At 72.2% G+C, this 7,099-nt stretch carries 6 protein-coding genes; all 6 read right to left on the bottom strand.

The features are described from left to right. Nucleotides 1–2: 2 nt before the first annotated feature. The gene (locus GXP76_RS18295) at nt 3–1,247 is read right to left on the bottom strand and encodes a type III PLP-dependent enzyme (RefSeq protein ID WP_242572616.1); all 1,245 of its coding nucleotides are present in this window, start codon (nt 1,245–1,247) and stop codon (nt 3–5) included. After that, the gene (locus GXP76_RS18300; protein ID WP_374361534.1) at nt 1,244–2,779 is read right to left on the bottom strand and encodes an AMP-binding protein; all 1,536 of its coding nucleotides are present in this window, start codon (nt 2,777–2,779) and stop codon (nt 1,244–1,246) included. The genes GXP76_RS18295 and GXP76_RS18300 overlap by 4 nt, the downstream gene beginning before the upstream one ends. Further along, complete coding sequence (locus tag GXP76_RS18305; protein ID WP_242572617.1) at nt 2,776–4,461, bottom strand: AMP-binding protein; 1,686 nt, start codon at nt 4,459–4,461, stop codon at nt 2,776–2,778. Before GXP76_RS18305 ends, GXP76_RS18300 begins: the two co-directional genes overlap by 4 nt. 13 nt (nt 4,462–4,474) lie before the next feature. Further along, nucleotides 4,475–4,726, bottom strand: coding sequence for a phosphopantetheine-binding protein (locus GXP76_RS18310; RefSeq protein ID WP_242572618.1), 252 nt, complete (start codon nt 4,724–4,726; stop codon nt 4,475–4,477). 129 nt (nt 4,727–4,855) lie between these two features. Continuing rightward, on the bottom strand, nt 4,856–5,854 hold the full coding sequence (locus GXP76_RS18315) for an ACP S-malonyltransferase (protein WP_242572619.1): 999 nt from the start codon (nt 5,852–5,854) through the stop codon (nt 4,856–4,858). Between the two features lie 185 nt (nt 5,855–6,039). After that, nucleotides 6,040–6,936 carry a proline iminopeptidase-family hydrolase gene (locus GXP76_RS18320; protein WP_242572620.1) on the bottom strand — a complete coding sequence of 299 codons (897 nt, stop codon included), beginning with the start codon at nt 6,934–6,936 and terminating at the stop codon, nt 6,040–6,042. Nucleotides 6,937–7,099 lie beyond the last annotated feature (163 nt).

The raw sequence follows: 7,099 nt of genomic DNA on the forward strand, positions 1-7,099 counted from the left end.
AGTCACAGGGCCTGTCCGTGTTCGTAGCCGCGTATGTGTTCGATCCGGGAGACGGAGACCAGCTCCGTACCGCGTACGACGATCTCCTTGGGCGCCGGCCTGCCGAGGAACATCAGCAGGCTCGCGGTGGGCCCGTAGGCACCGGAGTTGGGGACGGTGACCAGGTCTCCGGGCGCGAGGTCCCGCAGCCGAAGATCACGTCCGAGCAGGTCGCCGGGGGTGCACAGGGGTCCGACGAGGCTGGTGGTGCGCTCGGCGGCGGGGTCCGTCTCCAGCGGGCCGACGGTGACGGGGAAGATACGGCCGAGGCCGGACATCCCGCCGAAGACGTTGATGCCGCCGTCGAGCACCGCGAAGCGCCGGCCGCGGCTCTCCTTCAGGTTGACGACGGCGAGGAGCAACGACCCGCTGTCGCCCACGAGATGGCGGCCCGACTCGCAGGCGATGCGCGGGGCGCCCTCGCGCCAGCCGGGGAAGTGCTCGTCCAGGTCGGCGGTGAGGGCGGCGCGCAGGTTCGCGTAGACGGGCCGCTCCCCGCCGACGGCGTACGGTGCGGCGAACCCGCCGCCGATGTCGAGGAAGCGCAGCGGTACGCCGAGTTCGCGCTGGAGGTGCGCCGCGGTCTCAATGGTGTTGCGGAACTCCGCGATGAGGCTGGACTCGTCCCCCGCGTTGCTGAGCGGGAAGAAGTGCAGGCCCTCCACCACGGTGCCGGGCACGTCCGTCACCTCGTGCCGCAACTGCGGGAGCGTCTCGCTGTCGAAGCCGAACTGCGAGGGCACGCCGGTCATCCGGATGCTCGTCGGGGCGCTCGCCGCGGCGCTGTTCACGCGCAGCAGGCACTGCGCGACGAGACCGAGCGCGCCGGCCCGGGCCCCGATGCGGCGCAGGTCACCGAGGGATTCGACGGAGAACTTCCGTACACCGCGCGTCAGTGCCTCGGTCAGCTCCTCGTCGGTCTTGCCGGGGCCGGTGTACAGGATGTCGGAGCCGGGGAAACCCGCCTGGAGCACGGCGTCCAGTTCGCCGGTCGAGCTGATCTCGGCCCGGCAGGCGCGCCCGCCGTCCCCGCGCATCTCCCGCAGGATCTCCGGGTGCGGGTTGGCCTTCGCCGCGTAGTACAGCGCGACCTCCTCGGGGAGGGCGCCGAGCAGGTCGCGGCGGGCAGTGGCGACGCGTTCGAGGTCGTACACATAGCTCGGGGTGCCGAAGTGCTTGGCGAGCTCGTGGAAGTCGGTGCCGGTCACCGCGGGGTCCCTTCGAGGAGGCGGGTGAGCTGCTTGCGGTCGTGCTTGCCGTGCTGGGTGAGCGGCAGCTCGTCCAGGACCTGGCAGGCGGCGGGGACCTTGGCGAGTTCGAGACGCAGGGACAGTTCGCGCAGGACGGTGTGGGGCGCGATCTCCCCCTCGACGAAGACGGCGAGGTCGCGGGTCCCCTCGGGGGGTACGGCGACGGCGGCGCGCACGCCCGGTATGTCGGTGGCGGCGGCCTCGATCTCGATGGTGCTCATACGCACGCCCCGGCGTTTGAACATGTCGTCGCGCCGGCCCTCGTAGTAGAGGAATCCGTCCTCGTCGAGATGGCCGAAGTCGCCGGTGTGCAGGCGTGGTTCACCGCCCGGCGTGGTGCGGAAGGTACGTGCGGTGACCTCCGGGGCCCGCCAGTAGCCCGGCATCACGTGCGGTCCTTCCACGACGATCTCGCCGGTGACGCCGGTGGGCAGCTCGCTGCCGTCCTCGCCGAGCACACGTACCCGGGTGCCGGGCAGCGGCCGTCCGACCGAGCCGCCCTTGCTGTCCTCGAACTCCGGGGGCAGCACGGAGATCCGCTTGCACTCGGTCTGCCCGAACTGGCGCACCACGGCGACCCCGGGGAACGCGGCGCGCAGGCCGTCGGCCGTGGTCTTGGGCAGCGCGGCGCCGGTGTTGGTGAACATCCTGACGCGGGAGGGGCCGTCGGCGCGCGTGTACGGCTCGCGCTCGGCGAGCGCGCAGATCATGGCGGCCAGGGACGGCACGATCGGTACGACGGTCGCTCCGCACTCCCGGATGCGCTCCAGCAGGACGAGGTCCGACTCGCCGTCGGCCAGGACGAGTTCACTGCGGCCGAGGGTGGCGAGCAGGATCTTGTACAGGCCGTAGTCCCAGGAGATGGGGAAGCGGCAGAAGACGACGTCATCGGGCCGGTAGCCGAGTTCGAGCTGGATGGCCTCCGAGGCGAAGACCATCCGGCCGTGCGGGCAGACGACCGCCTTCGGCGCCGCCGTACTGCCGGAGGTGTAGACGAGGACGGCGATGTCGTCGGCGGACTCCCGCGTGAGGGGTCCGCGTGCTCCGCGCTCGCGCAGGCCGGTCACCTCGTCCCAGAGGGTCTCCAGGGCGAGTACCGGCGCGTCCGCGAGTGCGCCGATCCGCTCCACCGCGTCCCGCGGGACGACGACCAGGGCCGGTTCGGAGTTCTCGGTCACCGATCGAAGGTGGTAGTCCTTCATGCCGGTGTTCACCGGTACGAGCACGGCGCCGTGGCGCGCCGCGCCGTAGAAGAGCGCGACCAGTTCCCGGGTGCTGGGGACCTGGACGAGGATCCGCTCGCCGCGCCGGATTCCGCGTGCGGCCAGCCAGGCGGCGAACGCGTGGCTGTGGTCGTCGAGTTGGCGGTAGGTCCAGCGTCCGGCCGCGTCACGTACGGCCCACGCGTCCGCGGCCTGTGCCACGGCCTCGTCCAGCAGCGTGTGCACCATGACGTCCGAGCGGGCCCCGATGCCCCGTTGAGTGTTCACTTCGCCCCGTACGACCTTTCTTGGGTTCCCTCGCGTGTCACGGTGTCCGCGGCGGCCGGCGGCGGTGCGCCCGTCGCCAGGACGGCGAGTTGCCTGCGGTCCGTCTTCCGGTTGGAGTTGAGCGGGAAAGCGTCGAGATGCGTGTAGCGCTTGGGCACGACGGCGACGGGCAGCGTGCGGCGCAGGCCCCGGGCCAGTTCGGCCGGCGGGACCGGACGGCCCGTGTAGAAGACGGCCAGCTCGACCGTGCCGCCTGTCGGTACGGCCACGGCGACCGCGTCCTGGACTCCGTCGCACTCCCGCGCCGCGGCCTCGACCTCGGCGAGTTCGACCCGTACGCCGTGCACCTGGACCTGTGAGTCGCCCCGGCCGAGGTAGTGCAGGACACCGTCGGCGTCCCGCCTGACGCGGTCGCCGGTGCGGTACCAGCGTTGCCCGTCGCGGTCGAGGAACCGGCCCTCGTCGTCCTGCGGGTCGAGGTAGCCGGCCGTCAACTGGGGTCCCGCGATGCACAGTTCGCCTTCGTCGGAGGCTGGGACGCCCGGCGGGGCCTGTTCGCCGTCCGGTGGCAGGAGCAGTACGGCGTGGCCCTCGTGGACGGTGCCGATCGGCACCATGCCGTTGAGCGCGCGGTCCTGGCCGGGCGTCCAGCGGTGGGAGCTGACGGTGATGGTCAGTTCGGTGGGCCCGTACAGGTTCTCGACCACCGAGCCGGGTGCGGCGGCGGCCCAGTCGTCGGCGTCCCGGCTGCTCAGCGCCTCGCCGGCGAAGAAGCTCCAGCGCAGGGTGTCCATGGCGCCGGGCCGCAGCCCGCCCATCCGGCGGATCAGGGCGACGGCGCTCGGTGTGGAGAACCAGACGGTCAGGCCGTGCTCGGCGGCGAACGCGGGCATGTCGCGGTAGGCGGCGGCCGGCGGGGGTACGAGCGTGCCGCCGGAGCCCCAGGCGCAGAAGAGGTCGAACATGCCGCAGTCGAAGTTGAGGTCGAAGTTCTGTGTGAACACGTCCTCGGGTCCGAATTCGTAGCGCGCGTCGAGCAGCCGGAAGTAGTGGTCGGTGTTGGCGTGGGTGACGGGCACCCCCTTGGGCCGCCCGGTGGAGCCCGAGGTGAAGAGCACGTACGCCACGTCGTCGGGCCGCGTGGGTACGGGCTCGGCCAGGGCGGCGTCCGCGCGGTAAGGGATCCACGGCATCGGGGGCCGCCGTACCGCCGCGCCGCCGACGCCCTCGCCTCCGCCCAGGCCCTCGGTGCCGGCGGTCGAATCGGTGTGGGCGCGGAAGAGCACCGGCAGACGGGCGCCGGCGGCGGCGAGTTCGAGGAGCGCGGGGAGCGAGTCGTCGTCGGCGATCAGCGCGTCGACACCGCTCGCCTCGATCATCCGCAGGGTGCGGGCGGCGGGGAACGTCTGCTGGAGCGGCACCGTCGTGACGCCGGTGTAGAGGCCGGCGAGCAGCGTCGGGTAGGCGGAGACGCCCTTGCCGACGAGTACGCCGACGGCGCGGGACCCGGCGGGCAGCCCGGCGAGCAGTGAACCGGCGAGCCCCAGTGCCCGTTCGTGCAGTTCACGATAGGTCAGGGTCCCGGTGCCCGCCCGCACGGCGGGTCCGTCGGCGGAGCGTGCCAGGCCGCGCAGGAACCGTCCGGGCAGTGTGGCGTCCGTCGTGAGGGTGGTGGTGTTCACGCTGGACCCGCCCTCAGGCCGCGTCGCGCTGGATCAGGCTGTCGACGGTCTTCCACAGGATGCCGGGTGTCTCGAACGACCCCATCGTCAGCTCGTCGCCGAGAAAACGGATCTGGTAGGTGTCCTCCAGCGCGCCGAGGAGCTGCACCATGCCCAGGGAGTCGAGCCCGAGGTCGCGCAGTTTGACGTCGTCGTCGAGCGGCTCGTCGGGGGCCGCGAAGGGGAGGAACTGGCGCAGCAGCGGCGCGAATCGGTCGTCCTGCACGGTGACTCCAAGGTGTCGTGAGGGGTGGTCGTCGTACGGCCGCTCGCCACGGCGGCGCGGTCGCCCGGGCACTTCGGCTCGGACGACGCCGTCGCTCGGGCGGCGTGATGGCTCGGGCGGCGTGGTCGCTCAGGCGGCGCCGACGCGGGTGCGGCGCTGGTGTGTGCGGCGGGTCTCCGTGCGGCGCGGCGTCATCGCGGCGCGGGGGTTGGCGGGCACGACCTCGAAGGCCTCCGTCGTACGGGCGACCCGGCCGAACAGGTTGTCCGGGCCCGCGACACAGACGCGGCGGGTGCCGAAGGACCGCAGTCCGTCGATGACGTCGGGCCAGTTCAGCGGTCGGGTGAAGCTGTCCAGCAGCATCGCCCGCAGTCCGGCCCCGGTCTCCACGAGCGCGCCGTCCTGGTCGGCCACGACCGGCAGCCGCGGGTCGGCGAAGTCGAGACCGGCCAGGACCTCGCGCTCGACGCGGTCCCGGAGCGGGGCGAACGCGGCGCAGTGCATGGGCGGGCGCATGGTGTAGAGCGACAGCGCGCCGACGTCGCGCAGCCGGGAGCGGAACCAGTCCACCCGGCGCTCGCTGAGCGACACCATGTAGAAGCCGTCGTCGATGTAGCAGGAGATGTCGTGCCACTCCCCCTCGGCGTCCAGGTCGGCGAAGATCGCCGTCAGAGCCTCCTCCGGGGCGCGGACGAAGGACAGCGTGACGATGTCCTGGTGGGCGTGGCGGAAGTAGTCGTCCATGCAGCGGGCGAGTTCGGCGGTCATCCGGATCGCCTCGGCCGGGGTGAGCGCGCCGCAGTAGGCGAGGGCCGCCTTCTCGCCGAAGCTCGGTCCCGTCACCACCGCCGGGACGATGCCGAGTTCACGCTCCGCCCACCGCGCCGACGCCAGGCAGTTCACCAGGAAGGCGACCTGGGCGGCCTCCGAGTAGTCGCCCTCCGCCTCGCGGAAGGTGTCCACGAGGGAGTAGCCGAGTACGTCGTCGGCGATCGCGACCAGTTCCCTGGCCTCCGGGTTGACCACCATGAAGCGGCCCACGTCCGAGAAGGGCGACGGCCCCATGCCGGGGAACACCATGGCGGTGGCGTCCGGGCCGGCCGTGCCGTCGTTCGCTGTGCTGTTCATGGCCTCCCCTTGCCGGACGCGCGTCGGGGCGCGTACCGGATCGTGTGATGGGTCGGGTGTACGTGGCCGCGGCTCGGCACGTGGCGCCGCCCGGCGCCGTACCGGGGTACGGCGCCGGCCGTCCGGCGGGTCCGCTCCGGTCCGGCGGGAGCGCACGGGGGCCGTACGGGCGCCGCGCCGCCGCGCTACAGGCTCTTGAGGAAGTCGACCATCACCTCGGTGAACCGCTCGGGCTCCTCCAGGTGCGGCAGATGGCTCGACTCCTCGAAGATCTCCCAGCGCGCGCCGGGGACCAGGTCGGCGTACGGCCGCATGACGGTGGGCGTCGCCTCGTCGTGCCGGCCGCCGATGAGCAGGGTCGGGGTCCGGATCCGGTGCAGATCGTCGATGATCGACCAGTCGCGCAGGGTTCCGATGACATGGAACTCGTTCGGCCCGTTCATCGTGTAGTAGACGGTCGGGTCGTTGTAGATCTCCATGAACGAGGACAGGAAGTCCTGCGGCCACGGCTGGATCCGGCACACATGACGGTCGTAGAAGACGCGCATGGCGGCCAGGTACTCGTCGGTGTCGGTGGTGCCCGCCGCCTCGTGGCGCAGCAGGCTCGCCTGCACCTCGGGCGGCAACTCCGCGCGCAGCGCGGCCATTTCGCTGAGCCACAGCGGCATGGAGGCGGGTGCGTTCGCGACGACGAGTCCGCGCAGCCCGGCCGGGTCGCCCATCGCGTGCGAGGCGGCCAGCGGGCCGCCCCAGGACTGGCCGAACAGGACGTAGTCGTCGGCGATGCCGAGCCGGTCGATGAGGTTGTCGAGTTCGGCGAGGAAGAGGTCCACCGTCCAGAAGTCGGCGCCTTTGCCGGGTAGATGGGTGGAGCCGCCGTTGCCGAGCTGGTCGTAGTGGACGACGGGCCAGCCCTCGTCGGCGAGGGCCGCCAGGGCGAGCAGATAGTCGTGCGTGCTGCCGGGGCCGCCGTGCACGGCGACGAGCGCGGGCCGGCCGGCCGTGAGATCACCGGTCACCCGGTACCAGGTGCGGTACTCCCGGAAGGGGACGGTGCCCTTGTCGCTGGGATCCGGTGACACGGTGAGCACCCCGTTCCAGAGTGTCTGAAGTGGGACCACGGAAGCGTGATCGGAACCGACGCTAACCCCGTCGCGGGGCCGATCTGGACCCCCTAACCGCCCCTACCGGACCGGGTCCCGGCCGGGCCGTCCGACGCCGCTGTGCGGAGGCCCGGCGGGGGCT

It is taken from the genome of Streptomyces sp. NP-1717, assembly GCF_022695985.1.
GTDB lineage: Bacteria > Actinomycetota > Actinomycetes > Streptomycetales > Streptomycetaceae > Streptomyces.